The sequence below is a fragment of the Intrasporangium sp. genome (assembly GCF_040414665.1).
Lineage (GTDB): Bacteria > Actinomycetota > Actinomycetes > Actinomycetales > Dermatophilaceae > Intrasporangium.
Genome location: NZ_JBEDUL010000051.1, coordinates 28,667 through 51,988 on the forward strand (window position 1 = coordinate 28,667; position 23,322 = coordinate 51,988).

The 23,322-nt window shown below is 70.6% G+C and carries 29 protein-coding genes; 15 read left to right on the forward strand and 14 right to left on the reverse strand.

The genetic code is table 11. The annotated features are described in order from the left end of the window. Positions 1–107: 107 nt before the first annotated feature. The 3 genes from ABF401_RS05475 to ABF401_RS05485 form a co-directional block, all read right to left on the reverse strand. Positions 108–1,037 carry a serine/threonine-protein kinase gene (locus ABF401_RS05475; RefSeq protein WP_353508526.1) on the reverse strand — a complete coding sequence of 310 codons (930 nt, stop codon included), beginning with the start codon at positions 1,035–1,037 and terminating at the stop codon, positions 108–110. A 200-nt stretch (positions 1,038–1,237) separates the two neighbouring features. After that, positions 1,238–1,612: an antitoxin gene (locus ABF401_RS05480; protein ID WP_353508527.1), complete on the reverse strand. Its 375-nt coding sequence runs from the start codon at positions 1,610–1,612 to the stop codon at positions 1,238–1,240. 206 nt (positions 1,613–1,818) lie between these two features. Then, complete coding sequence (locus ABF401_RS05485) at positions 1,819–2,997, reverse strand: acyl-CoA dehydrogenase family protein (RefSeq protein ID WP_353508528.1); 1,179 nt, start codon at positions 2,995–2,997, stop codon at positions 1,819–1,821. Between the two features lie 107 nt (positions 2,998–3,104). Here ABF401_RS05485 and ABF401_RS05490 point away from each other — a divergent pair, with 107 nt between their 5' ends. After that, complete coding sequence (locus ABF401_RS05490) at positions 3,105–3,719, forward strand: TetR/AcrR family transcriptional regulator (protein WP_353508529.1); 615 nt, start codon at positions 3,105–3,107, stop codon at positions 3,717–3,719. A 10-nt stretch (positions 3,720–3,729) separates the two neighbouring features. After that, on the forward strand, positions 3,730–4,509 hold the full coding sequence (locus ABF401_RS05495; protein ID WP_353508530.1) for an inositol monophosphatase family protein: 780 nt from the start codon (positions 3,730–3,732) through the stop codon (positions 4,507–4,509). A gap of 51 nt (positions 4,510–4,560) precedes the next feature. On the opposite strand, the gene ABF401_RS05500 is transcribed toward ABF401_RS05495, so the two are convergent. Then, complete coding sequence (locus tag ABF401_RS05500) at positions 4,561–6,741, reverse strand: ATP-dependent DNA ligase (RefSeq protein ID WP_353508531.1); 2,181 nt, start codon at positions 6,739–6,741, stop codon at positions 4,561–4,563. 130 nt (positions 6,742–6,871) lie between these two features. Beyond that, on the reverse strand, positions 6,872–7,678 hold the full coding sequence (locus ABF401_RS05505; RefSeq protein ID WP_353508532.1) for a UbiA family prenyltransferase: 807 nt from the start codon (positions 7,676–7,678) through the stop codon (positions 6,872–6,874). 82 nt (positions 7,679–7,760) lie between these two features. On the opposite strand from ABF401_RS05505, the gene ABF401_RS05510 reads away from it, so the two are divergent. From ABF401_RS05510 to idi, 4 genes are read left to right on the forward strand one after another with little or no spacing between them, the layout of a single operon-like run. Continuing rightward, the gene (locus ABF401_RS05510) at positions 7,761–8,831 is read left to right on the forward strand and encodes a type III polyketide synthase (protein WP_353508533.1); all 1,071 of its coding nucleotides are present in this window, start codon (positions 7,761–7,763) and stop codon (positions 8,829–8,831) included. 13 nt (positions 8,832–8,844) lie between these two features. Further along, positions 8,845–9,378 carry an isoprenylcysteine carboxyl methyltransferase family protein gene (locus tag ABF401_RS05515; RefSeq protein WP_353508534.1) on the forward strand — a complete coding sequence of 178 codons (534 nt, stop codon included), beginning with the start codon at positions 8,845–8,847 and terminating at the stop codon, positions 9,376–9,378. Continuing rightward, positions 9,375–10,469 carry an NAD(P)/FAD-dependent oxidoreductase gene (locus tag ABF401_RS05520; protein WP_353508535.1) on the forward strand — a complete coding sequence of 365 codons (1,095 nt, stop codon included), beginning with the start codon at positions 9,375–9,377 and terminating at the stop codon, positions 10,467–10,469. The genes ABF401_RS05515 and ABF401_RS05520 overlap by 4 nt, the downstream gene beginning before the upstream one ends. Beyond that, entirely contained in the window at positions 10,466–11,050 is a 585-nt protein-coding gene (idi, locus tag ABF401_RS05525; protein ID WP_353508536.1) for an isopentenyl-diphosphate Delta-isomerase, read from the forward strand. Before ABF401_RS05520 ends, idi begins: the two co-directional genes overlap by 4 nt. 15 nt (positions 11,051–11,065) lie before the next feature. Here the strand turns inward: idi and ABF401_RS05530 are convergent, their stop codons facing one another. After that, positions 11,066–11,926 carry an arylamine N-acetyltransferase family protein gene (locus tag ABF401_RS05530; RefSeq protein WP_353508537.1) on the reverse strand — a complete coding sequence of 287 codons (861 nt, stop codon included), beginning with the start codon at positions 11,924–11,926 and terminating at the stop codon, positions 11,066–11,068. Positions 11,927–11,959: 33 nt separating this feature from the next. After that, positions 11,960–12,991, reverse strand: coding sequence for a Y-family DNA polymerase (locus ABF401_RS05535; protein ID WP_353508538.1), 1,032 nt, complete (start codon positions 12,989–12,991; stop codon positions 11,960–11,962). Between the two features lie 124 nt (positions 12,992–13,115). On the opposite strand from ABF401_RS05535, the gene ABF401_RS05540 reads away from it, so the two are divergent. Then, entirely contained in the window at positions 13,116–13,466 is a 351-nt protein-coding gene (locus ABF401_RS05540) for a spore germination protein GerW family protein (protein ID WP_353508539.1), read from the forward strand. Positions 13,467–13,544: 78 nt separating this feature from the next. Further along, the gene (locus tag ABF401_RS05545) at positions 13,545–14,015 is read left to right on the forward strand and encodes a pyridoxamine 5'-phosphate oxidase family protein (protein ID WP_353508540.1); all 471 of its coding nucleotides are present in this window, start codon (positions 13,545–13,547) and stop codon (positions 14,013–14,015) included. 16 nt (positions 14,016–14,031) lie between these two features. Here the strand turns inward: ABF401_RS05545 and ABF401_RS05550 are convergent, their stop codons facing one another. After that, positions 14,032–14,778 carry a dienelactone hydrolase family protein gene (locus tag ABF401_RS05550; protein WP_353508601.1) on the reverse strand — a complete coding sequence of 249 codons (747 nt, stop codon included), beginning with the start codon at positions 14,776–14,778 and terminating at the stop codon, positions 14,032–14,034. Between the two features lie 160 nt (positions 14,779–14,938). Here ABF401_RS05550 and ABF401_RS05555 point away from each other — a divergent pair, with 160 nt between their 5' ends. Further along, complete coding sequence (locus ABF401_RS05555; protein WP_353508541.1) at positions 14,939–15,616, forward strand: alpha/beta fold hydrolase; 678 nt, start codon at positions 14,939–14,941, stop codon at positions 15,614–15,616. On the opposite strand, the gene ABF401_RS05560 is transcribed toward ABF401_RS05555, so the two are convergent. Together ABF401_RS05560 and ABF401_RS05565 are read right to left on the reverse strand one after the other, a co-directional pair. Further along, entirely contained in the window at positions 15,598–15,969 is a 372-nt protein-coding gene (locus ABF401_RS05560) for an ArsR/SmtB family transcription factor (RefSeq protein WP_353508542.1), read from the reverse strand. The two genes, ABF401_RS05555 and ABF401_RS05560, sit on opposite strands and share 19 nt — an antisense overlap. Further along, positions 15,966–16,421: an SRPBCC domain-containing protein gene (locus tag ABF401_RS05565; RefSeq protein ID WP_353508543.1), complete on the reverse strand. Its 456-nt coding sequence runs from the start codon at positions 16,419–16,421 to the stop codon at positions 15,966–15,968. The genes ABF401_RS05560 and ABF401_RS05565 overlap by 4 nt, the downstream gene beginning before the upstream one ends. A 264-nt stretch (positions 16,422–16,685) precedes the next feature. Between ABF401_RS05565 and ABF401_RS05570 the strand changes: the two genes are divergently transcribed. Continuing rightward, positions 16,686–17,141 (forward strand): ASCH domain-containing protein, encoded by a 456-nt coding sequence (locus ABF401_RS05570; RefSeq protein WP_353508602.1) that lies wholly within the window; start codon positions 16,686–16,688, stop codon positions 17,139–17,141. Between the two features lie 32 nt (positions 17,142–17,173). On the opposite strand, the gene ABF401_RS05575 is transcribed toward ABF401_RS05570, so the two are convergent. The 3 genes from ABF401_RS05575 to ABF401_RS05585 form a co-directional block, all read right to left on the reverse strand. Next, positions 17,174–17,422: a DUF2630 family protein gene (locus ABF401_RS05575; protein ID WP_353508544.1), complete on the reverse strand. Its 249-nt coding sequence runs from the start codon at positions 17,420–17,422 to the stop codon at positions 17,174–17,176. Positions 17,423–17,485: 63 nt separating this feature from the next. Beyond that, positions 17,486–18,187 carry a zf-HC2 domain-containing protein gene (locus tag ABF401_RS05580; protein WP_353508545.1) on the reverse strand — a complete coding sequence of 234 codons (702 nt, stop codon included), beginning with the start codon at positions 18,185–18,187 and terminating at the stop codon, positions 17,486–17,488. Continuing rightward, positions 18,184–18,672 carry a sigma-70 family RNA polymerase sigma factor gene (locus ABF401_RS05585; RefSeq protein ID WP_353508546.1) on the reverse strand — a complete coding sequence of 163 codons (489 nt, stop codon included), beginning with the start codon at positions 18,670–18,672 and terminating at the stop codon, positions 18,184–18,186. Before ABF401_RS05585 ends, ABF401_RS05580 begins: the two co-directional genes overlap by 4 nt. 144 nt (positions 18,673–18,816) lie before the next feature. On the opposite strand from ABF401_RS05585, the gene ABF401_RS05590 reads away from it, so the two are divergent. Both ABF401_RS05590 and ABF401_RS05595 read left to right on the forward strand, forming a co-directional pair. Then, a complete protein-coding gene (locus ABF401_RS05590) occupies positions 18,817–19,659 on the forward strand; it encodes a uracil-DNA glycosylase (protein ID WP_353508547.1) in 843 nt (280 codons plus the stop codon). 39 nt (positions 19,660–19,698) lie between these two features. Beyond that, complete coding sequence (locus ABF401_RS05595; RefSeq protein ID WP_353508548.1) at positions 19,699–20,193, forward strand: DnaJ family domain-containing protein; 495 nt, start codon at positions 19,699–19,701, stop codon at positions 20,191–20,193. A gap of 57 nt (positions 20,194–20,250) precedes the next feature. On the opposite strand, the gene ABF401_RS05600 is transcribed toward ABF401_RS05595, so the two are convergent. After that, complete coding sequence (locus ABF401_RS05600; protein ID WP_502908196.1) at positions 20,251–21,060, reverse strand: HAD-IIA family hydrolase; 810 nt, start codon at positions 21,058–21,060, stop codon at positions 20,251–20,253. Positions 21,061–21,150: 90 nt separating this feature from the next. Between ABF401_RS05600 and ABF401_RS05605 the strand changes: the two genes are divergently transcribed. The 3 genes from ABF401_RS05605 (at position 21,151) to ABF401_RS05615 (ending at position 23,299) form a co-directional block, all read left to right on the forward strand. Then, positions 21,151–21,522, forward strand: coding sequence for a VOC family protein (locus tag ABF401_RS05605; protein ID WP_353508603.1), 372 nt, complete (start codon positions 21,151–21,153; stop codon positions 21,520–21,522). A 138-nt stretch (positions 21,523–21,660) separates the two neighbouring features. Then, on the forward strand, positions 21,661–22,038 hold the full coding sequence (locus ABF401_RS05610) for a YciI family protein (protein WP_353508550.1): 378 nt from the start codon (positions 21,661–21,663) through the stop codon (positions 22,036–22,038). A 16-nt stretch (positions 22,039–22,054) separates the two neighbouring features. Beyond that, positions 22,055–23,299 carry an RNA polymerase sigma factor gene (locus tag ABF401_RS05615; protein WP_353508551.1) on the forward strand — a complete coding sequence of 415 codons (1,245 nt, stop codon included), beginning with the start codon at positions 22,055–22,057 and terminating at the stop codon, positions 23,297–23,299. Positions 23,300–23,322: the final 23 nt, after the last annotated feature.

Sequence of the window (23,322 nt, forward strand, 5' to 3'; positions counted from 1 at the left end):
CGGGCCAAACCACCTCAGCAATCGACAAACGATGCCGTATGCCGCTGGGCCGGCTCAGCGGCATACGGCACCGTCGGTCTCTGGTACCTCTGTGGGAAGGAAGGACGTCAGCGGTCCGCGGGGAACGGCATGCCCTGCGTCGGCACCTGGTCTGGGTCAAGCGCCTCCTCCGGCGCACCCCCGAGCGCCTGGGCCAGGCCGAGCGCCAGCCCTGCGACCTCCTGGTCACCGAGGCCGAGCCGGATCGCCACGGCGGCGGCGTTGGGTGGGCGGTCGGCCGGGTTCTTCTGCAGGCAGTCCTGGATGACCTGCTCGAGATCGTCTGGCACATCGTCGGGCAGCGGCGGAGGGGACTCGTTGACATGGCTGAGCGCCGTCGCGATGGGCGTCCCACGATCGAAGGGACGGCTGCCCGAGAGCATCTCGTGCCCGACGACGCCGAGGGCGTAGAGGTCGCTGGAGCCGGTGGCCGGCTGGCCCATCGCCTGCTCCGGGCTGATGTAGTTGGGCGTGCCGAGCATCTCGCCGTGCTGGGTGTGGCCGGATGCGTCGAGGGCGCGGGCGATGCCGAAGTCGGTCAGCTTCACCACACCGTCGGGCCGCACGAGGATGTTGGCCGGCTTGACGTCACGGTGGATGACGCGCGCCTCGTGAGCCACGGCCAGGGCGAGGGCCGCCTGCCCCATGATGGACCGCACCTCGGCCGCGGGCAGCGGCGCACGCTCGCGGAGGATGGCCGACAGGGGCTCGCCGGCGACCAGCTCCATGACGAGGAAGGCCAAGCCATCGTCCTCGCCGTAGTCGAAGACCGTGGCGATGTTGTTGTGGTTCAGGCCGGCGGAGTGGACGGCCTCGTCACGGAAGCGCAGGGCGAAGAGCTGCTCGTGCTTGGAGTCGGGCCGCATGATCTTGATCGCGACCGTGCGCTTGAGGACCTCGTCGTTCCCAGCCCAGACGTCGGCCATGCCACCCGAGGCGATGCGGCTCTCCAGCCGGTAGCGGTCGCCGAGGAGGAATCCCTCGTGGAGTCGGTTCATAGCACGGGCACCCGTGGCCTTTCGGACGGAAGGTGCACGTCGTTTGACATCTCAGGGGCCTTCGTCAGCAGGAATCATACGGGAGGGCTTCGGCCAATTGGGCCTTCCGCGCCCCGGCTCGGGAGGGTGCCCGACCCCCGGACTCGTACCCACCTCGGCTGCTACCAACCTACCGCCGACGAGGCGATATGCGGGGTTTGCTACTCCGGTGCGGACTCCCGGGAGCTCGAGGGCGTGTCGTCGTCGAACGCCGAGTACGTGTCGTCGGGCACGGGGGGAGTGGTCGGTTCACCCTGCGGCTGCGGCTTCTGCTCGACGAGCTTGTCGATGCCCTTGTCGATCTGCGCGCGCACCTTGGTGACCGTCTCGGCGTGCTTGCCGCCGGTCTTCTCGTCGATCGTCTGCGTCGCCTTGTTGAGCGCGCCGTCGACCTTCTCGCGGTTGTCGGCCGCGTAGCCGGCGGCGAGGCCCAACGCGGACTTGACGACCTCGATGACGGCGTCGCCGAAGTCCTTGGCCTTGCCCTGGAGGTTGACCTCCTCGGCCTTGTGCTTCATCTGCTCTCCGAACGTCACCTTTGTCTCCTTACCCCGTGCTCGGACTTCTAGTAGGTGAACGGCGATCCCGTGCCGGGCGTTCCCCGGCGGCGCGCCGGTCGGCTCTGCCGCCGGGTTGGGACCGTGGTCCGGATCTGGCGGGCTTGGGGTCGTTCTTTCCGCCATCTGGGGACCGGGGCGCCGATGTGGCGCCGCCGCCGACCGCGGGAGTGCGGTCAGCAGGGTCAGCGGAAGGCGGACTCGCCGGTGAGGGCCTGACCGATGACGAGCTGGTGGACCTCGGACGTGCCCTCGTAGGTGAGCACTGACTCGAGGTTGTTGGCGTGCCGGAGGACCGGGTACTCGAGCGTGATCCCGGCAGCGCCGAGGATCGTCCGGCACTCGCGGGCGATGGCCATGGCCTCACGGACGTTGTTCAGCTTGCCCAGGCTCACCTGATTCGAGTGGAGGCGGCCCTCGTCCTTGAGCCTGCCGAGGTGGAGGGCGAGGAGCATGCCCTTGCCCAGCTCGAGGGCCATGTCGGCGAGCTTGGCCTGGGTCAGCTGGTAGGAGGCGAGCGAGCGGTCGAAGATCTCCCGCTCCTGCGCGTAGCTGATGGCCGTCTCGAGGCAGTCGCGGGCGGCACCAAGGGAGCCGAAGATGATGCCGTAGCGGGCCTCGTTGAGGCAGGAGAGCGGTCCGGACAGCCCCGCGGCCTCGGGAAGCATGGCGGAGGCCGGCAGGCGGACCTCGTCAAGGACGAGCTCGCTCGTCACCGACGCGCGGAGCGAGAGCTTCTTCTTGATCTCGGGCGCGGAGAACCCGGGCGTGTCCGTGGGGACGACGAAGCCGCGGATCCGGTCGTCGGTCTGGGCCCAGACGACGGCGACGTCGGCGATCGAGCCGTTCGTGATCCACATCTTGGTGCCGGTGAGGACCCAGTCGTCACCGTCGCGCCGAGCGCGGGTGCGCATGCCGGCCGGGTTGGAGCCGAAGTCCGGCTCGGTGAGGCCGAAGCAGCCGATGGCCTCGCCAGCGGCCATGCGGGGGAGCCACTCCTGCTTCTGCTCCTCGGAGCCGTGCTTCCAGATGGCGAACATGGCGAGCGAGCCCTGGACCGAGACGAGGGAGCGGATGCCGGAGTCGCCGGCCTCGAGCTCCATGCAGGCGAGCCCGTAGGCGGTGGCGCTCGTGCCCGCGCAGCCATAGCCCTCGAGGTGCATCCCGAGCACTCCGAGCTGACCGAGCTCCTGGGCCAGGTCGCGCACCGGCAGCGCCCCGTCCTCGAACCACTGGCCCACCTCGGGTTTGATCTTGTTGTCCACGAAGTTGCGGACCGCGTCGCGGATGGCCCGGTCGTCCTCGTTGATCAGGTGGTCCGTGTCGAACAGGCGAAGCGGGGCGATGGGTGTGTGACGTGCCATGGGTCGATCGTCTCTCGTCTCGGGGGAGTGCGGGCGGTCCAGTCCACTCTTACCTAACAGTGTTTGGATGTTAACCTAACGACGTTAGTTTCGCCAGAGGGAGGGCCATGCCGAGGCCGCGCACGCCACTGCTCAGCCGGGAGCGCATCCGTGATGTCGCGCTCGAGCTCATCGACGATCACGGGCTCTCTGCGCTCTCGATGCGCCGCCTCGCCGATGCGCTGGGGGTCCAGGCCGCATCGCTCTACACCCACTACGCGACGAAGGACGACGTCCTGGACGCGGTCGCCAACCGGCTCATCGCACAGGTCGACACGAGCGGCTTCGAGCAGGGCTGGCGCCAAGGACTGCTCACCTGGGCCCGCTCGTACCACGCCGCCCTGACAGCTCATCCCAACGCCGCGCCGATCATCGCATCAGGTACCCAGCGCCGGGACGAGTTCCTCGCCATGGCCAACGCCGTCCACGGCGGACTGGTCGGCGCCGGATGGCCGGCCCGGCGAGCCACGGAGATCTCCGGAGCCGTCAAGTACCTCGTCATCGGCGCCGCGTCCACGCCGTTCGCGTCCGGGTTCGCCGACGACGTGCAGGTCTACCTCGACCGCTACCCGCACCTGACGCAGGCCCACCGGTTGCGCTCTGATGCTGCGCGGATCGACCACGACAGCTTCGAGCTCGGCCTGCAGGCGCTCGTCCGGGGGCTCGAGCCCGGGCCCGGATAGGTTTGAGACCGTGGATACCGATGCCGTCCTGACCCTGCTCAAGGACGTGGCCGAGGAGGTCATCAACCCGAGGTTCCGCGCCCTGGCCACCGGAGAGATCCACGAGAAGAACCCGGGCGACCTGGTCACCGTGGCCGACCATGAGGCCGAGGTCCTCATCACCAAGGCCCTCAACGCCGCCTACCCGGATGCGGTGGTGCTCGGCGAGGAGGCGCACGCGGCTCAGGGTCTCCTGCTCGGGGCCTATGCATCGGCCTCGCACGCGTTCACGGTCGACCCGGTCGACGGCACCAAGAACTTCGTGCACGGCTCACCGGACCACGCCGTCATGGTGGGCGAGGTCCGTGACGGCGTGGCGATCCGCGGCTGGATCTGGCAGCCGCAGCACGGCCTCGCGTACGTCGCCGAGCGCGGGGCGGGGGCCTACCGCAACGGCGAGCGCCTGCACCGGACCCCGCCGGACGGGGCCACGCTGTCCGGGCGGACCTCCCGTCGCACGTGGATCGGCAGGGCCTTCGGCGACCTCGAGCCGCTCACCCTGACGTGGGTGTCCTGCGGCATCGACTACCCCAAGCTCGTCGAGGGCGAGACGGACTACCTGCTCTACGGCTCGACCCGGCCCTGGGACCACGTTCCGGGCTCGCTCATCGTCCACGAGGCGGGCGGTCTCGTCGGACGGACCGACGGCCAGCCCTATGTCGCCAGCGACGTCGCGGCCCCGGGTCTGGTCGCCGCCGCGAGCCCAGCGGCATACGACCTCGTGGTTGAGGCGTTCAACGGCACACAGTGATGCCGTATGCCGCTGAGCTGGCTTGCGCTGCAAGCCAGCTCGCGTCCTTGCTCAGTCGCGTCCGGCAGAGAGCACGTCGGCGAGGTCGTAGCTGACCGGCTCCTCGAGCTGCTCGAAGGTGCACGACTCGGGGGTCCGGTCGTCGCGCCAGCGGACGAACTGCGCAGTGTGGCGGAAGCGGCTGCCCTCCATGTGGTCGTAGCGAACCTCGACGACACGCTCCGGCCGCAGCGGCGTGAAGGAGAGGTCCTTCTGGTTGTTCCACCGGGAGAACTCTGATGATCGCGGTGTCCGCACGCCCTCCTCCGGCTTGGCCCAGTTCCAGGGGTGGTCGTCCCACTCGGCCACGAGCGGCTGGAGCTCCTCGTAGAGCTCACGTCGACGGGCCATCGGGAAGGCGCCGATGACACCAACGCTGGCAAGGTTGCCGTCGGCGTCGTAGAGGCCGAGCAGCAGCGATCCGATCGCCTCGGCATCAGTCTTGTGGGTGCGGTAGCCAGCGACGACGCAGTCGGCCGTGCGCTCGTGCTTGATCTTGAACATGACCCGCTTGTCCGGCTCGTAGCGCACGTCGACCGGCTTGGCGATGACGCCGTCGAGACCGGCTCCCTCGAACTGCTCGAACCAGTCCTTGGCCTCGGCCCGGTCCGAGGTCATCGCGGTGAGGTGGATCGGAGCCTCTGCCTTGCCGAGCGCCTGCTCCAGGGCGGCCCGGCGCTCGCTGAAGGGGCGACCGGTGAAGTCCTCGTCGTCGAGCGCCAACAGGTCGAAGGCGACGAAGCTCGCGGGCGTCTCGACCGACAGCTTGCGCACCCGCGACGCAGCCGGGTGGATCCGCTGCTGGAGCAGCTCGAAGTCGAGACGGTTGCCGTCCGCGGGGTCGATGAGGATGATCTCGCCGTCGATGACGGCCCGCTCCGGGAAGCTCGCCTTGACGGCCTCGACGATGTCCGGGAAGTACCGGGTCATCGGCTTCTCGTTGCGGCTGCCGATCTCGACCTCGTCTCCAGAGCGGAAGATGATCGAGCGGAACCCGTCCCACTTCGGCTCGTAGACGACCTCGCCCTTGACCGCGCCGAAGTCCTTGACCGCCTTGGCCAGCATCGGCGGGACCGGCGGCGGCACGGGGCCCCAGAGCTCCCGCAGCCCGGCGTCGCGCTCGGCCTTGGGCGCCATGTACTCGTCGTCCGACTTGTCCTGCCGACGCTTGCTCGGCTGGACGCGGGGTGGCTCGCCGGGCATCTTCGGGTAGTCGGGCGGGAAGTTCAGCTCACCGAGCCCGCGCTCGACGTCCTTGTCCCAGAGGGCGATTGCGTTGGCGACATCACCCACCGCGTCATCGATGCCCGCCCAGGCGTCGCCGCGGTCGGCCACGAGCCCGGGGACAGTGCGGATCGTCAGCGCCCGCGGGTCGGTGTCGCGGAGCTCCTCCCACGTGACGGGCGTGGAGACCGGGGCGCCGGGCAGGGGTCGCGGTGAGTAGGCCGAGGCGATGGTCCGATCGCGGCACGCCTGGTTGAAGTCGACGAAGATCCGCTCGCCCCGCTCCTCCTTCCACCACGAGGTCGTCACGAGGTCGGGCAGGCGTCGCTCGAGCTCGCGGGCGATGCCGATGACGCCGTGTCTGACGTCGAGGAACTCGTGGCTCGGCGCGATCCGCGCATAGACATGGACGCCCCGGTTGCCCGACGTCTTCGCCCACGCGGTCAGACCGATCTCGGCCATCACCTCGCGCAGCGCGAACGCTGCCTCGACCGCGTCCCGGAAGTCGCGCCCCGGCTGCGGGTCGAGATCGATCCGGAGCTCGTCGGGGTTGTCGACGTTGGCCGTGCGCACCGGCCAGGGATGGAAGGTGATCGCGTTCATCTGCACGGCCCACATGGCACTCGCAACCTCGTCGAAGACGAGCTGCAGGTGCTTGCGGCCGGACGGGTAGGTGCACATGACCGTGCGCGTGAACGCGGGGACGCCCTTGGGCGGGTTCTTGCTGAAGAACTCCTCGCCCTCGATGCCCTCCGGGAAGCGCTGGAGCGTCACGGGCCGGTCGCCGAGAGCCCGCAGAAGCGGATCGCCCACTGCCAGCATGTAGTTGGCGAGATCGAGCTTCGTCACGGGCGCACCGTCAGCCATCCCCTGGGGGGGCCAGAGCACCCGGTCAGGGCTCGAGATCCGCACGTCGCGAACCGAACCGTCTGGGCCGGGGACCTCGAGTACCGCTGGCTTGGCGCTCACGGCTTGATCGTATGCCGCTGAGCCGACACCGCGCCCAGCCACCGTCCGGCCCCTCCCGCCCTCCCCGTCGAGTGTGCAGTACCTGCCGATGCTGTCACGGCGCGGAGTGCACCTTCGACGAGTGGGTGGGTCAGGCGTGCACGACGAGGCTCACCACGTTGAGCAGGGCGATGCCGACGGCGGCAAGGAACGGGATGCGACCCTTGGCAGTGACCGCGACGGCCGCCAGGACGGCACAGCCGGCCAGCAGAAGGGCCGAGCTCGCGTCGAGCCCGGGTCCCACGGCGGCGACAACCGAGCCTGCGAGGAGGACGACGGGCGCGACGATCCGCACGACCGGTGCGCCGAGTCTCTGGGGGAGGCCTCGCACGCCCGTGTCGGCATCGTCGGCCAGGTCGGGGAGTGCATTGAGGAAGTGCGCGCCCACGCCGAGCAGCCCGCCGGTCACCATGACCCACGCCGGCGGCCACTGGGGCGTCGGCAGGGCGAGGGTGACGACGGCCGGCAGGATCGCGAAGGCCACGGCGTAGGGCAGTGGTGAGAGGGCTGTGCGTTTGAACCAGAGGTTGTAGGCCCAGCCGGACGCGACACCGAGCATGAGATGCACCGTCCCCGCGGCGATCCCGCACGCGAAGGAGAGGACGAGGCAGGCCGCGAGGGCCGTGATCGTCGCGAGACGCACGGTTGCCTCGGCGACCTCGCCTCGGGCGATCGGCTTGTCGCCGCGGCCGACGGCCCGGTCACGTGAGGCGTCGATGAGGTCGTTCGACCAGCCGATCGAGAGCTGCCCGGCGAATACCGCCGAGGTGACGAGCAGGCCGCGCGACAGCGTGTGCCCTGCCGAGGCAGCGAGCAGCGCGGTGAAGGTGGTGACCGCCACCGTGGGGCCCGGGTGGCAGGACAGCGCCAGACCGCGAATGGCCCCGACTGTCGACACCAGTCGAGCGTACGGCCCGGATCCGAGGTCGCGCCCGGCCCCGTCAGGACCCCACGGCCGCTGTGGCGCTTAGGCTGACTGCGTGAGCCACCTAGCGGCTGTCCAAGGCGTCCTACCGGAGCACACCTACGCGCAGGCGGAGATCACCGCGGCGTTCGCCGGAGTGCTCGGTGCGGCTGGCTCTGACCGGCAGGTGCTCGAGCGCCTCCACGCCAATGCCGGGGTCAGCCAGCGGCATCTCGCGTTGCCCCTCGACCGCTATTGGGAGCTGGCGGACTTCGGCGAAGCCAATGATGAGTTCATCCGGGTGGCCACCCAGCTCGGCGGTCATGCAGTGAGCAAGGCGCTGGCTGCCGCGGGGGTCGGCCCGGCGGAGGTCGACCTCATCGTCTCCACCACGATCACCGGGCTGGCCGTCCCGTCGATCGAGGCGCGGATCGCCGCAGAGATCGGCCTGCGCGATGACGTCAAGCGCGTGCCGCTCGTGGGTCTCGGGTGCGTGGCCGGCGCCGCCGGCATCGCCCGGGTCCACGACTACCTGCTCGGCCACCCGGACGACGTCGCAGTCCTGCTCTCCGTCGAGCTGTGCAGCCTCACCGTCCAGCGGGACGACGCGTCCGTGGCGAACCTCGTCGCCAGCGGCCTGTTCGGCGACGGCGCAGCAGCGGTCGTCATGGTGGGGTCCGGTCGGGCCCCTGGCCTGGCCGCCGGTCAGCCGCGGGTCGTGGCCACGCGGAGCAGGCTCTATGCCGACACCGAGCGAGCCATGGGCTGGGACGTCGGCGCGACGGGACTGCGCATCGTCCTCGGTGTCGAGGTGCCCGACCTCGTCCGCACGAACGTCCGTGATGACGTGGACCGGTTCCTGGGCGACCACGGGCTGACCCGAGCGGACATCGGCTGGTGGGTCGCCCATCCCGGGGGCCCGAAGGTGCTCGAGGCGATGGAGGAGGCGCTCGAGGTCGACCGCGACGCGCTCGTCGTCACGTGGCGCTCCCTCGACCAGATCGGCAACCTCAGCTCGGCGTCGGTGCTCCACGTCCTCGCAGACACGTTGCGCGACCGCACGCCGGAGCCTGACAGCTGGGGCCTGCTCCTTGCCATGGGACCGGGCTTCTGCCTCGAGCTCGTCCTGCTGCGCATGGCGGGCTGAGGTGCTGACGGACGTGGCCGATCTGTCGCAGTGGCTGTTCACCGGACTCGCCGTCATCGTCGGGCTCGAGCGGCTCGCCGAGCTGGTCGTGTCGAAACGCCATGCGGCGTGGGCCTTCTCGCGCGGCGGAGTCGAACGAGGACAGAGCCACTACCCGTTCATGGTCCTCCTGCACACCGGCCTGCTGGTCGGCGCGGTCGTGGAGGTGTGGGTCGCCAATCGCCCGTTCCTCCCAGCTCTCGGCTGGTCCATGCTCGCCGTCGTCGTCCTCTCACAGGCCCTCCGATGGTGGTGCATCGCGACCCTCGGCAACCAGTGGAACACCCGCGTCATCGTGGTCCCCGGACTGCCCTTGGTGCGCCGCGGCCCCTACCGGATCATGCCGCACCCGAACTACGTCGCTGTCGTCGCCGAGGGCTTTGCACTCCCGCTCGTCCACACCGCCTGGGTCACCGCCGTCCTCTTCACCGTCGCGAATGCCGCACTGCTCCGCGAGCGGCTCCGGGTCGAGAACCAGGCGTTGCGCGAGCTCGCGGCGGCACCATGACCGACCAGCCCGGCACGGTCGACGTGCTCGTCATCGGTGGCGGACCGGTCGGCCTCGCCACGGCCCTCTATGCGGCCCGGCGCGGACTCGTCCCGCTCGTCCTCGAGCCCCGACGTGGCGTCATCGACAAGGCGTGCGGAGAGGGTCTCATGCCGGGCGGCCTGCAGGCTCTGCTCGATCTGGGCGTCGACGCACCGGGCCACGACCTGCGAGGGATCCGCTACCTCGCCGGCGGCCGAGGTGCGGAGGCAGATTTCTCCGCCGGGCTGGGCCGCGGCATCCGGCGCACCACGCTGCATGCTGCGCTGCTCGACGCGGTCGCCAGGGCTGGGGTCGACGTGCAGGCGCTCGCAGCGACGGGGATGACGCAGGACGACGCGGGCGTCACGGTCCTCACCGAGATGAGCGGCGCACCGGGCCCGACCTTTCGCGCGCCCTGGGTCGTCGCCGCCGACGGCCTTCATTCACCGACGCGACGGTTCCTCGGACTCGACCGGGGGGCGCCGTCCGGACCTGCGCCCCTGCGCACCACGAAGCGGTACGGGCTGCGTCAGCACTACCGCTGCACGCCGTGGGGAGATCATGTCGAGGTGCACTGGAGTGCGCACGGCGAGGCCTACGTCACTCCGGTGGCGGACGACCTCGTCGGGGTTGCCGTCCTCAGCCGGCGACGGCAGTCTGCCCAGGACCATCTGGAGGGCTTCCCGGAGCTGCGTGATCGACTCGCCGATGCGCCTGTCATGACCTCGCTGCGTGGCGCTGGGCCCTTCCACCAGCGAACCACCCGGCGTGTGTCCGGCCGAGTCCTGCTCGCCGGCGACGCGAGCGGCTACGTGGATGCCCTTACCGGCGAGGGGATCTCGCTGGGCATGGCCCATGCGCGAGCCGCGGTGGCGGCGATCGCCCTCGCGAAGCCGCAGTCCTACGAGCGCTCCTGGCGGGCGGCCACCCGGCGCTACGCCCTGCTGACCCGCAGCCTCGTCCAGGTGAGCCGTCCCGCGTGGGGCAGGCGCCTCGTCGTGCCCGCGGCCGCCGCCCTCCCAGCCGTCTTCCGCGTCGCCGTCAACGAGCTCGCAAGGCCGGCGCCATGATGGGCGACGAGCTCGTCGTCCTCCTCTCACCGGACGGCGAGGCGATCGGCATCGCACCCAAGGCGATCGTCCATCACGGGGAGACGCCCCTGCACCTTGCCTTCTCCGCCTACCTCTTCAACGACCGGGGCGAGCTCCTCCTCACCCAGCGGGCCCTCGACAAGGCGACGTTCCCGGGAGTCTGGACCAACTCGGTGTGCGGACACCCCGCACCCGGCGAGCGCCTGCCCGACGCCGTGCGCCGGCGCGCCGCCGATGAGCTCGGTCTCGAGGTGCGCGACCTTCGCCTCGTTCTGCCGCGCTTCGCCTACCGCGCGGAGATGGGCGGCATCGTCGAGTGGGAGCAGTGCCCCGTCCTCGTCGGCCGGGTCGCCGGGAGTCCCTCACCAAACGGCGACGAGGTGGCCGAGACCGCGTGGGCGGACTGGGATGAGTTCGCGAGCGACGTCCTGGCCGGACGACGCCAGATCTCGTCGTGGTCCCGCGAGCAGGTGGAACTGCTCACTCGGCTCGGGCCCGAACCTGACGCATGGCCCACCGCGGATCCCGCGGATCTCCCTCCCGCGCTGCCACGCGACTGAGCGACCGAGCCGGTCTCAGGCCACTGGCGCAGGCTCCGCGATCCGGCGGGCCGCCGCGTCGTCGAGCCGGATGCCGAAAAGCTCCTCCAACACCCGGGAAACGTCCGCAACCGGGATGTCCCGCTCCGACCTCATTCCGTCCTCCGTGGTGATGAGCCGCCGGCCTGCCGTTGACAGGCTCAGGGTCACGCGACCGCTGTCGGTCACGCGCGAGGCGACCCGCTTCTGCGTGAAGTGGCTCTGCGGCGAGATCTGCTGCCACCGGTTCCGGTCCTCGAACTCGGTCATCCGACGGGGCGTGGTCGAGAAGAGGTACTGGGCCTCCCACCCGTTGCCGTGGTCCTCGCAGTAGCCCCACTCGCCGTCGTCGCCGCGCGCGAGGCCGACGGCCTTGCCGCCTTCCTGCCGGCTGAAGCCGTCCTCCAACGGCAGCGGCTCGAGGAAGGCGTCGCCGAAGCCGACATCCACGAGGTGGGGCTGCACCAGGTGCGGGGAGGTGACGAGGAGCGCCAGGTGGTCGAACTCCTCGGTGACTCCACCGCCCTCGGTGGCCACGCGGGCGCTGAGGAGGTCAGCGGCATACCCCACGCTCCGCAGGAGCATTGCGAAGAGCCCATTCAGCTCGTAGCAGTACCCGCCGCGACCCTCTTGCAGCACCTTGTGCAGCAGCGCGTCCCGGTCGAGGCGGATCAGCCGGCCGAGCGCGATGTCGAGGTTCTCGAAGGGCACGTGGGTGAGGTGCGCGTGCTGGAGCTCCGTCAAGGCCTCGCTCGTGGGTGCAGCGGGTGCCGACATGCCGAGGCGGAGGAGGTATGCCGCTGAGTCCCCGGGTGCGAGCGTCGGCTCCACGGTGGGCTGGGTTTCAGGCGCCGTCATGTGACCATCGTGGAAGCTCACGTGGGCGTGACGTCAAGGGCCGGACGGCTGCGCCGGCAGGTGGAGCGCGATCCCGACGAGCGTGACGCCGCGGCCGTCCCGCTCCCAACCGCTCGTATCGAGGAGCGCGCCCGCCGAGGCGAGAACGGCGGCTGGGTCTCGCGTCGGCGTCGGCAGCGGTCCCCGCTGGACCAGAACGGCGCCGTCGTCGTAGCGGACCTGCACCTCGAGGCGGCGAGGCAGGCGCGGGTCCGCGCCGAGCCGCTCGAGCGCGCGGGAGACCTGTGCGGCAAGCGCGGCGCGCACGGTGGAACGCGTGCGCGTCGACGGCATGGACCGGCTGGCGCCGACGGACTTGCGGGCCGTCGGCAGGCGGATCGTGGCGTCGTCGGTGCCGGTCGCGATCGACACGAGCCGGCGCGCCATCGCCGTCGAGATGCCGTGCGCGCGCAGATCCCCCTCGCTCGTGCCGGAGAGATCGCTGACCGTGACGAGGCCGGCGGCGTGGAGCCTCTCGTACGTCGTGGGGCCGACTCCCCACAGGTCATCGAGCCGGAGGCGGGGGCGGAGCCGCTCCTCCAGGGCCGTATCGACGACGACGAGCCCGTCCGGCTTGGCCCGTCGGCTCGCCAGCTTCGCGATGAGCTTGGTGCGGCCGACGCCCACACTGACCGGCACGCCCACCCTGGCGCGGGCCTCGGCGCGCAGGGCCGCGGCGAGACCGGCCGGGTCTTCGCGATCACGTCCGGTGACGTCGAGGAACGCCTCCTCCATCGAGCCTGGTTCGACAAGCGGGGTGAAACCGCGGAACACCTCGAACAACCGGGCCGACGCCTCGTCGTAGACGTGGGGCCGGTACGGCACGACGCAGACCTGTGGCCACCGTCGGCGCACCTGACCGATCGGCATCCCCGCGTGGACGCCCAGCGCTCGCGCCTCGTAGGACGCGCACGCGACGACCTGCTCACCCACCGCGACCGGTCGTCCGCGGAGCCGGTCGTCGTCCCGCTGCTCGACCGACGCGAGGAACGCGTCGCCGTCGGCGTGGAACAGGACCTTTGTCACGCCACCACCCTTGCGGGCACCACTGACAGCCCGAGTGTCGGGACGTTTGCCCTTCCATCCTGTGCGCTGGGCCCGCAGGCTGGAGAGTGCGCCCATCCGGGTGCAGGGTCCTGAAGGAGGGTCGATGAACATCTCAGAGCTGCTCAAGACATCCGACGCGGTCTCCGTGCGCAGGGTGTACGGCGAGCCGTACGAGAAGGATGGCCTCACGATCATCCCGGCTGCCAAGGTCTTCGGCGGAGGCGGCGGCGGAGGGGGGCACGACGAGGAGAAGCACCAAGAGGGTGAGGGAGGCGGCTACGGCCTGGGTGGCCGGCCCGCCGGGGCGTACGTCATCCGCGGCAGTGAGGTCAAGTGGGAGCCAGCCGTCGACCCCAACCGGATCGTCACCGTGCTCGGCTTCGTCGCCGCCGTCTACCTGCTCGTCCGACCGCGGGTCGCCAAGGTCAAGGCCCGCTCGAAGCGCCGCCACTGATCGCCCGAGTCGCCGACGACTCCCCAGGCAGGGCACCGCCTGCTCGGGCAGGGGGCATCGCGTGGCAGTATCGGCGCCGTGACGACAACGCCACCGCCACCGGCGCGGCCGCGGCGCCAGCGGATCGAGGACACGCTGGCGATGCTCGACCGCCTGGTCGACTGCTGGGTCGCCACGAGTGACCCGGAATCGGGAGCCCCCCAGCTGGTGCCGTTGTCCTTCGTGTGGGACGGCGTGACGGTCCTGCTCTCGACGAGCGCATCGAGCCCGACCGGACGCGCGCTGGTGGCCACTGGCGGGGTCCGGCTGGCGTTCGGTGCGACCCGGGACGTCGTCATGGTCGACGGCGACGTCGAGGTCATCGATGCCGCGGACCTGTCCTCCGAGGACGGCGACCGGTTCGCCCTGCGCACGGGCTTCGACCCCCGGTCCCTTCGGGCGCGGTACCTCTACTTCCGGGTGCGGCCGACGCGGGTCCAGGCGTGGCGCGAGGAGAACGAGCTCGCCGCTCGGGACCTCATGCGTGACGGAGACTGGCTCGACGACTGACCTCAGGGCGCCGCAGTCAGCGCAGCGTCCGGTCGAACAGGTCGCGCAGCGCGGCGAAGTGGCGCTCCGTGGCAGCCTCGTCGTAGACCGCCGTGTCGGACATCGTGTAGCCGTGGGCGGTGCCGTCGTAGATCTCGTTCATCGCGGTGAGACCCGCATTGTGCAGGCCCTCGTCCAGTCGGGCCACAGCCTCGACATCCATCGACGCGTCGTTGTCCGCGTGGCCGAAGACGAACTCCGCACGGGCGGCCGGGAGCCCGAGGTGCGGACTGTCGGCGGCATCACTCGCGAGGCCACCGCCATGGAAACCTCCGCAGGCCGCGACAACGTCGGGGTGAGCGCAAGCGGCGCGGACGGCCAGCCGTGCCCCCATGCAGTACCCGACCACGCCGATCGGCACCGCCACATCGGCGCGTGAGACGAGCGCATCGACATAGGCGGCGATGTCGGCCACGGCCAGCTTCGTCGTCAGGGTGGCCATGCGGGGCCGGACTCCGGTGAAGAAGTCCGCGCGCTTCTCGTTGGAGTCGAGCGGTCCGTCCGGGGAGGTCTCTGCAGCAGTTCCGCTGCGGTAGAAGACGTTCGGCGCCAGGACGACGTATCCCCACGATGCGATGCGGTCGGCCATCTCGATGATCCGGGGCCGCAGCCCGATGGCGTCCATGAAGAACAGGACACCCGGCAGCGGTGCCCCCCCGTCGACGTCTCCGGGTCGGGACAACCACGCCTCAGGGGTCCCATCGGGAGTCCTCACCTCAACCATCACGTGGCCGACCCTAGCCCGGCCACCCCGGCTTGAGCCCTGGTTCTGCGGTGACAACCCGGAGGAGGCGGACGGACTGACGATCGAGCCGCGCCTGGCAGGCGGCGGCAAGCGGTCCTTTCTGTCGCGCACTGGGCGCCGCTCGCCTAGCATGTGGACAGTGACCACATTCGTCCTCGTGCCGGGTGCGGGCGGCGCAGCCTGGTACTGGCACCGTGTCGTCCCGCTCCTCACGAACGGAGGCCATGACGCCATTGCCCTCGACCTGCCGGCCGACGACCCCGCCAGCGGACTTCCCGAATATGCGCGAATCGTCTCCGACGCGGTTGGCTCACGGTCCGACGTCGTCCTCGTCGCCCAGTCCCTCGGCGGGTTCTCCGCCACCCAGGCCGCGGCCTCGGGCGAGCACCCGGGCCTGCGCGCGCTGGTCTTCGTCAACGCGATGATCCCGGGGCCGGGTGAGACGGCCGGCGACTGGTGGGGCCACGTGGACCACGAGGCAGCCGTGCGGGCCGCCGCCGAGGCAGGTGGCTGGCCCGTGGAGTTCGACCTGCAGACCCACTTCACGCATGACGTGCCGCCCGAGGTCCTCGCGTCCGGAGCCGACCATCAGCGGGACGAGAGCGATACCGTCTTCATGGCCCCGTGCGAGTTCACCGAGTGGCCGCCCATCACTATCCGCGTCGTCGCGGGCCGCGACGACCGCTTCTTCCCCGTGTCCTTCCAGCAGTGTGTCGCCCGGAAACGGCTCGGGATCGAGCCGGACGTGCTTCCCGGCGGTCACCTCATGGCGCTCTCCCGGCCGGCCGAGCTGGCCGACTACCTGCTCGCCGTCTGATCGTCCCCCCGGCCCTCCGCGGCCGACTTGAGGGCGGCGAGGCGGCGGTCCCAGGCAGCGGCAGACCGATCGAGCCATCGGGCTGCGTCCTGCAGCGGTCGTGGCTGGACACTGTAGAGCACCTCGCGCCCCGTTCGCTCCGAGGTGACGAGGCCGGCCTCGGCAAGCAGGACCAGGTGTTTTGCCACCGCCTGGCGTGAGATCTGCACCTCGCGGGCGATGGCGCTTGCACTCGCCCTGCCATCCCGGACGAGCACGTCGAGGACCTCCCGCCGACTCTCGTCCGCGAGGCACGCAAAGACCGCCGCGACGGTCGTCCGGGGGCTGGAGGGGCCGACGATCAGGGAGATCACGCCTGCTCGAGGTGGCCCCGAGCCGCGGCGAGCTCGATCTCCCACCCCTCTGTGTTGTCGCGGTGCGCGGCCGCACGCGCGGCGTCATCCGCGACCCCGCCCTCGGCGAAGCCGGTCTCGACGACGCGCACGATGACGCCGTGGTCGGAGGTTTCCAGGGTGAACTCGACGACCGTCGGGATGTGCTCGTCGCCGTGCTCCTCGTCCTCGCTCGAGAGCCACCGGAAGGACGCGTAGACCGGCTCGCGCAGCTCGATCGTCTCGATGGGGAACGCGCCGTGGGTCTCGTCGTGGACGACCACGTGGCCCTCGCGCTGCTCCAGTCGGTGCTGCCGGATCTCGCCCTCGTTGATCCACCAGCCCGGCTCGGAGACGAGAGCCCAGACCCGGTGGATCGGTGCTGCGATCTCGATGTGTCGCTCGATGGTGTCGGGGATGTCCTGGGTGCTCATGGGCACGTCCTTCCGCGGATGGTCCTGCAACCCTAGAGTTGCACACCCGTGTTGAGATGTGCAACCAAATAGTTGCGTAACGAATTGCAAGGAATCTGCGATGGTCAGGTATCAGCGTCGAGAGCAGTGGCTCTGGGCAGACGAGGGGAAAGCGGGCGCGAGACCGGGGGGCTGGTCTCGCGCCCGCACCGCGTTCCATACGAGACGAGGTGCACCATCGCCGGATCCGACCCGACCCCGGTGGACCGGGACGCGGCACTGGTCATGTGGCAGGCCTACACCGAGGCGCATCCCGAGCTCGTGCGTGCCGGCGCGGACTACACCGTCGAGCGGTTCGGCGACTCGGACGCTCTTGCCGATGAGCTCCTCGCCCAAGTGCTCGCCGGCCCCAAGCGCGCGACAGCTGCGCTGGTCGACGACTTCCTCGCTGAGGACGAGCCGCTGCCCAGGGTCGGCTCGCACTGGATCGCCTGCGACGGCTCCGGGCGGCCGCGCGTGGTCATCCGTTCAATCGAGCTGCGCATCGCCACCTTCGACGACGTCGACGCGGCCTTCGCCCACGACGAAGGGGAGGACGACCGAACCCTCGCGAGCTGGCGGGCCAACCACCGTCGCTACTGGGAGCGCACCAGTGCCTCCCGGGGCGCCACGTGGTCGGAGCTCGACGAGATCGTCCTCGAACGGTTCCGGGTCGTCTGGCCCCCGGAGCACGCCGACTGATCGCCCTGGCCCCGGCGACGGTCCGGCCGGCGTCAGCCGATGTAGCCCTCGACGGTCTTGGGGTCGCGGACCTGGGCCTCGTCCGGATTCTCGCCGAACTCACGCTTTGCCCGCCGCTGGCGCAACAGGTCCCAGCACTGGTCGAGCTCGACCTCGAGCTGCCCGAGCCGCGTCCGCTCGTCCTCCGCCTCGATCCGGCCTGCCTGAAGCGCGTTCCTCAGCCGGTGCTCCTCGTCGATGAGCGATGTGATCCGGTGCTGGATGTCCAAGTCCTTCGCCATTGACTCACCTTTGCACGCCGCCTGCCAGAAGGGGAGGGCTCGCCGTCATCCGCGTTGCGGCCCTCACGTCGAGGCAGTGGCGATGACCGCTCCTGAGCTCGTGCGAACCTTGATGGATCGGATCTGGTCGCGCCGCAAGGCCGTGGCTCCGGTCACCTTGGAGTAGCCGGACTCGGTGCCGAGCCAGGAGCCAGCCGCCGACTCCCGCCCGGTGGCATCGACGACATAGACGACGATCTCCTGGCCGACGGGCATGTCCTGGCAGGCGAGGTTGAGCTGGGTGCCCCAGCCGCGCTTCACAAGCTCGACCCCGACCCTCGCAGATGAGCCGGCTGCGGTCGCCGTGAAGTGTTCCGCCGGCGGGGGCGGGTTGAGCAGCCCCGGGCCGAGCCAGGTGCCGACGCCGAACACCGCCACGGCGGCTGCCGCGGCTGCGGCCGCGAACCAGGACCGTCGCCGGCGCCGCCGGCGCCGAGCAGCATCGAGAAGGTCGGCCAGACCAGTGCTGGAAGACCCGGCCAGACTCGCACCCGCAGCTGTCTCGGGAGCGAGCTCGGCGGCATACGGCACCTGCGTCTGTGTGTCGACGAGGGAGAGCAGTCTCGGCAGCCCGGAGACCTGGCCGAGCTCCTGCTGGCACGTCGGGCACCTGCGGAGGTGCTCGGTGAACGCGCGGTGGTCATCGTCGGACAGGCCCCCGAGGAGGTAGGCGCCGAGGAGCTGGTGCAGCTGGTCGTGCTCCTGCTGGTTCTGGTCGACGGTCATCGGGTCACCCCCATCTCGTCCAAGATGACGCGCAGGCTGCGCACGGCGTAGAAGGCGCGGGACTTCACGGTGCCCTCGGGCACCCCCACGCGGTTGGCGGTCTCGGCCACCGAGAGCCTTTCGTAGTAGAGACAGCTGACGACCTCGCGGTGCGTGGGCTGTAGCCGTGCCAGGGCCTCCTCGACGAGCACCTGGTCCAGGGCCCGGTCGATGGCGGACTCGGTCTCGGGCAGGTCCACGAGGCGGGCCTGCTGGGGCCGCCGCCCGGCGGCGCGGTGCTGGTCGACGATGAGGTGTCTGGCCGTGGTGATGAGGTAGGCGCGGAGGTTGTCGGCCTCGGGAGCCTGGCGCCAGACGCGCAGGATCGTCTCCTGCACGATGTCGTCCACCCGATCCGCGTCCGTCGTGGCCCGCCAGACGACCCTGCGGAGCATCGGGCCGTGCTCGCGATAGATCGCCTCGACGGCGTCGTCGTCGAGTGGCATCTGACCACCAACCTCCCTCGGCACTGCTGTCCCCGGAGACGCCGGGCGGAGCCCCCCGGTTCATCGAACGGGCTCACCGCGGGCGGCGTCGGGGTGAACCGCGGCTGTCCCACCATCATGCTCGCGGGATGGCAGAGTCGGGCCATGACGACCGAGCGTCTGGACCCGCATCCGGTGACGGGCCAGCTCTTTCCCTCGCCGGTGCCTCCGGGGACGGGGTGGCCCGGCGACCCGGCCACGCCAGAGACTCCTGTCGCGCGCAGTGCCGCCGAGGTGCAGCAGCTGGCGGGTGGCGCGAGGGCGCTGGAGGAGCTCGATGCGCGGGTTTCCGTCTGCCGTGCGTGTCCGCGACTCGTCGCCTGGCGGGAGTCGGTCGCGACCCAGGGGCGCCGGGCATCGTTCGCCGACCAGCCCTACTGGGGTCGCCCGGGACCGTCGTTCGGAGATCCCGACGCGGACGTACTGATCGTCGGGCTCGCTCCGGCGGCGAACGGGACCAACCGCACCGGTCGGATGTTCACCGGCGACCGCTCGGGCGACTGGCTCTACGCGGCGCTCCATCGGGCCGGGTACGCCTCCCAGCCGACGTCGGTCTCCTCGGGCGATGGGCTGGAGCTCAAGGGAATCCGGATCCTCGCCACGGTGAGGTGCGCGCCGCCCGCCAACCGGCCCACGACAGAGGAGAAGTCCGCGTGCTCCGGTTGGCTCGACCGCGACCTCGAGCTGACGGCGACCTCGCCAACCGGCCTGCGAGCGATGCTCGCCCTGGGCGCCATCGGCTGGGACGCGGCGCTGGGCGCGGCCCGGCGCCTCGGGTGGCAGGTGCCGCGGCCCAAGGCCCGCTTCGGCCACGGAGCGGAAGCGCTGCTGCGCCGCCCGGACGGCCACGACGTCCGCCTCCTCGGCAGCTACCACGTCAGCCAGCAGAACACCTTCACCGGCAAGCTCACCGAGGCGATGCTCGACGCCGTGCTCGCCCGCCTCTGAGCCCGGCCTGGGTGCGCCAGGCCGGGTTACGGTGGTGACATGTCGCAGCCGCCCTACTACGAGAGCAGCGTCGAGAAGGCGATCCGCGAGGCTCAGGAGCGTGGCGAGTTCGACAACCTGCCAGGCGCCGGCAAGCCCCTCGACCTGCACGACGCGAATGACCCGGACTGGTGGATCAAGCGCTACGCCGCGCGGAAGAACCTCGACCTGGGCGGGGCACTCCCGGGCGCCCTCGCGCTGCGCAAGGAGGCGGCGACCTATCCCGGCTCCCTCATGGACGTCGCGACGGAGCAGAACGTCCGGGAGATCATCGAGGACTACAACCGGCGGGTGCTCGCCGACCGCCTCCGGCCCGCCGTGGGAAGGCTGCCGCCCATGCTGGCCAAGACACTCGACGTCGAAGAGATGGTGGAGGCATGGCGACGGCTGCGGGAGCAGCAGCAGGCTGAGCAGGCTCGGCGCGCTGCCGCTGCGCGGCCTGCCACCCCCGAGTCTGCGGCTCGCCGTCGTTGGTGGGTCGGCCGGGACAGGTGACGGGACAGGCTGAGGGTGCCTGTGCTTGGCGGCCACTGTCAGGGCCGAGTCATCCCGTCATTCGTCCCCGTGGCCGTGGTCGACGAAGCGGATGAGGTCCGCGACGGAGTCGACGATCCGGCTGGGACGGTAGGGGTACGTCTCGACCTGCTCCCGGCGCGTCGACCCGGTCAGGACGAGGACGGTGCGCAGCCCGGCCTCGAGCCCGGAGACGATGTCGGTGTCCATCCGGTCGCCGACCATGATGGTCGTCTCCGAGTGGGCGTCGATCCGGTTGAGCGCGCTGCGCATCATGAGCGGGTTCGGCTTGCCGACGTAGTAGGGCTGGCGACCGGTCGCAGTCGAGATGAGTGCCGCGACCGACCCCGTGGCTGGCAGAGTGCCGAAGGGGCTCGGACCGCTCGGGTCGGGGTTGGTCGCGATGAAACGGGCGCCGTTCTCGATGAGGCGAATCGCGCGGGTGATCGACTCGAACGAGTAGGTGCGCGTCTCACCGAGCACGACGTAGTCGGGATGGCGGTCGGTCATGACGAAGCCGACGTCGTGCATCGCGGTGAGCAGCCCCGCCTCCCCGACGACGAAGGCGCTGCCCCCCGGTCGCTGGTCGGCCAGGAACTTGGCGGTCGCCAGGGCCGAGGTCCACAGGGACTCCTCTGGAACGTCGATGCCGCTCGCGACGAGGCGGGCGCGCAGGTCCCGGGGGGTGAAGATCGAGTTGTTCGTCAGGACGAGGAACTGCTTGCCCGACGCACGCAGGGCCGCGACGAACTCCTGTGCGCCGGGGATCGCCTGCTCCTCGTGGACGAGCACGCCGTCCATGTCGGTCAGCCACGTGTCCACCGGACGATGCTCGCTCATGTCGGCCATTGTGCTGGACGATGGCGGTACAGCGGCGGACGAACGGGCGCCGGGATCGGCTGGCGAGGAGGGTGTGACGTGGGGGGTCAGCTCAAGCAGTTGCGGTTGGTGCAGGTCGCGCAGCGCGCGGAGGACCTCGGCCGGGCCGCGGCCTTCTATGCGGACCTGCTCGGGTCCGAGCCGGTCGCGACCTTCGACCCGCCGGGCCTCGTCTTCTTCGATGTGGGTGGCGTGCGGCTCCTCCTCGACAACGGCGCTCCGAGCGCCCTCGTCTATGTGGGTGTCTCTGACCTCGAGGCGACGCTGACGCGGCTTCGCGAGCGCGGGGTCGAGGTCGTCGGGGAACCGCACGTCATCTTCACGCACGAGGACGCCACCCTCGGACCCGCGGGCACCGACGAGTGGATGGCCTTCATCAAGGACTCCGAGGGGAACACCGTCGGTCTCGTCGAGCAGCGGGTCCGCACCTGAGATGGCCGGCATCGTGTGTGCAGAACGTCCCCGAAGCCCCCGCGGCTGTCGATGCGGGCTGGCCCCATTCGTGTAGCTGGTGAGACGTCCCGACCGACGTCCGTCACCGAGTCACGATGAGTATGGAAGGACACGACGATGAAGACGTACCTGATGAGCCTGTACACCCCCAACGTGCCGCCGCCCGAGGACCTCGACCTCGGCCCGGTCATGGCGGAGATCGAGCGGGTCAACGACGAGATCCGGGCCGCGAACGGCTGGGTCTTCGCGGGCGGCCTGGGCGACCTCGCTTCGGCCACGACCGTGAGCGTCGGAGCCAACGGATCGCCGCTGCTGACCGACGGGCCGTATGCCGAAGTCAGGGAGCACCTCGGCGGCCTGTCCATCGTCCGCTCCGACGACTACGACCGCGTGCTCCGCTGGGCGGAACGGATCGCGAGCGCGACCGGGTTCCCGGTGGAGGTTCGCCCGTTCGTCACTGAGGACGACCCGGGGCAGCAGCCCACGACCGAGTGAGGACGGCCTGCACGGGATGACGGTGACGTCCGACGACATCGCCCGCGTCTTCCGCGAGGAGCACGGGCGGGCCGTGGCGGTCCTGATCCGCGTTCTCGGCGACATCGACCTCGCCGAGGACGCGGTCCAGGACGCCTTCACGGTCGCCGTCGAGCGGTGGCCCCGCGACGGCCTACCGCCCAGCCCCGCAGGCTGGATCATCACGACGGCCCGAAACCGAGCCACAGACCGACTGCGCCGGGAAGCGTCCCGAGCCCAGCGGCATACGGAATCACTGTTGCTCCATGCGCGCGACGACACGCTCCACGATGCCTGGGAGGAGGGGCCAGTGCGCGATGACCGGCTCCGCCTCATCTTCACCTGCTGCCACCCGGCGCTGTCGCGCGAGGCGCAGGTGGCGCTGACGCTGCGGCTGCTCGGAGGCCTGTCGACGCCGGAGATCGCCCGTGCGTTCCTCGTGCCCGAGCCGACCATGGCGCAGCGAATCGTCCGTGCCAAGAAGAAGGTCCGCGATGCTGGCATCCCGTACCGCGTGCCGCGGGACGCGGACCTGCCGGACCGGCTCGCCTCCGTGCTGGCGGTGCTCTACCTCGTCTTCACGGAGGGCCACTCGGCGACCGCGGGAGCCGACCTCGTGCGGACCGACCTCTGTGCCGAGGCGATCCGCCTCTGCCGCATCCTCGTCGAGCTCATGCCGGACGAGCCGGAGGCAGCGGGCCTGCTCGCGCTCATGCTGCTCACGGAGGCTCGGCGAGCCGCCCGGACCGATGCGCGCGGAGAGCTGGTCCTCTTGGCGGAGCAGGACCGGTCGCTCTGGGACCGCAACCTCATTGCCGAGGGGCATCAGCTGGTCCGCCGGTGTCTCCGGCGCGGCGACCCTGGGCCGTACCAGCTCCAAGCCGCCATCAACGCCGTCCACACCGATGCGCCTCGAGCAGCCGACACCGACTGGCCGCAGATCGTGGCGCTGTACGACCAGCTCATGGCCATCGCGCCGACGCCGATCACGGCGCTCAACCGAGCCGTGGCGGTTGCCGAGGTGCAGGGCCCCGCCCGGGCGCTTGACCTCGTCGATGAGCTCGAGGACAAGGAGCTGGCTGGTTACGACGGCTACCACGTGGCGCGTGCCGAGCTGCTGCGTCGCCTCGGCCGAGGCGCCGAGGCCACCTGCGCCTATGAGCGGGCGCTCCAGCTGACCGACAACGCGGTGGAGCGAGCCCACCTGCGCAGGCGCCTCTCCGGACTGGGTGCGGGCACGTGAGTTGGGGCCGCGTTGGCGCGCGG

Excerpts from the sequence above, each read along its gene's own strand:
- ABF401_RS05475 (WP_353508526.1), bottom strand. The coding sequence starts at position 1,037 with ATGAACCGACTCCACGAGGGATTCCTCCTCGGCGACCGCTACCGGCTG.
- ABF401_RS05485 (WP_353508528.1), bottom strand. The coding sequence starts at position 2,997 with ATGGCACGTCACACACCCATCGCCCCGCTTCGCCTGTTCGACACGGAC.
- ABF401_RS05490 (WP_353508529.1), top strand. The coding sequence starts at position 3,105 with ATGCCGAGGCCGCGCACGCCACTGCTCAGCCGGGAGCGCATCCGTGAT.
- ABF401_RS05520 (WP_353508535.1), top strand. The coding sequence starts at position 9,375 with ATGACCGACCAGCCCGGCACGGTCGACGTGCTCGTCATCGGTGGCGGA.
- idi (WP_353508536.1), top strand. The coding sequence starts at position 10,466 with ATGATGGGCGACGAGCTCGTCGTCCTCCTCTCACCGGACGGCGAGGCG.
- ABF401_RS05530 (WP_353508537.1), bottom strand. The coding sequence starts at position 11,926 with ATGACGGCGCCTGAAACCCAGCCCACCGTGGAGCCGACGCTCGCACCC.
- ABF401_RS05540 (WP_353508539.1), top strand. The coding sequence starts at position 13,116 with ATGAACATCTCAGAGCTGCTCAAGACATCCGACGCGGTCTCCGTGCGC.
- ABF401_RS05550 (WP_353508601.1), bottom strand. The coding sequence starts at position 14,778 with ATGGTTGAGGTGAGGACTCCCGATGGGACCCCTGAGGCGTGGTTGTCC.
- ABF401_RS05565 (WP_353508543.1), bottom strand. The coding sequence starts at position 16,421 with ATGAGCACCCAGGACATCCCCGACACCATCGAGCGACACATCGAGATC.
- ABF401_RS05570 (WP_353508602.1), top strand. The coding sequence starts at position 16,686 with ATGTGGCAGGCCTACACCGAGGCGCATCCCGAGCTCGTGCGTGCCGGC.
- ABF401_RS05575 (WP_353508544.1), bottom strand. The coding sequence starts at position 17,422 with ATGGCGAAGGACTTGGACATCCAGCACCGGATCACATCGCTCATCGAC.
- ABF401_RS05580 (WP_353508545.1), bottom strand. The coding sequence starts at position 18,187 with ATGACCGTCGACCAGAACCAGCAGGAGCACGACCAGCTGCACCAGCTC.
- ABF401_RS05585 (WP_353508546.1), bottom strand. The coding sequence starts at position 18,672 with ATGCCACTCGACGACGACGCCGTCGAGGCGATCTATCGCGAGCACGGC.
- ABF401_RS05590 (WP_353508547.1), top strand. The coding sequence starts at position 18,817 with ATGACGACCGAGCGTCTGGACCCGCATCCGGTGACGGGCCAGCTCTTT.
- ABF401_RS05595 (WP_353508548.1), top strand. The coding sequence starts at position 19,699 with ATGTCGCAGCCGCCCTACTACGAGAGCAGCGTCGAGAAGGCGATCCGC.
- ABF401_RS05600 (WP_502908196.1), bottom strand. The coding sequence starts at position 21,060 with ATGGCCGACATGAGCGAGCATCGTCCGGTGGACACGTGGCTGACCGAC.
- ABF401_RS05610 (WP_353508550.1), top strand. The coding sequence starts at position 21,661 with ATGAAGACGTACCTGATGAGCCTGTACACCCCCAACGTGCCGCCGCCC.
- ABF401_RS05615 (WP_353508551.1), top strand. The coding sequence starts at position 22,055 with ATGACGGTGACGTCCGACGACATCGCCCGCGTCTTCCGCGAGGAGCAC.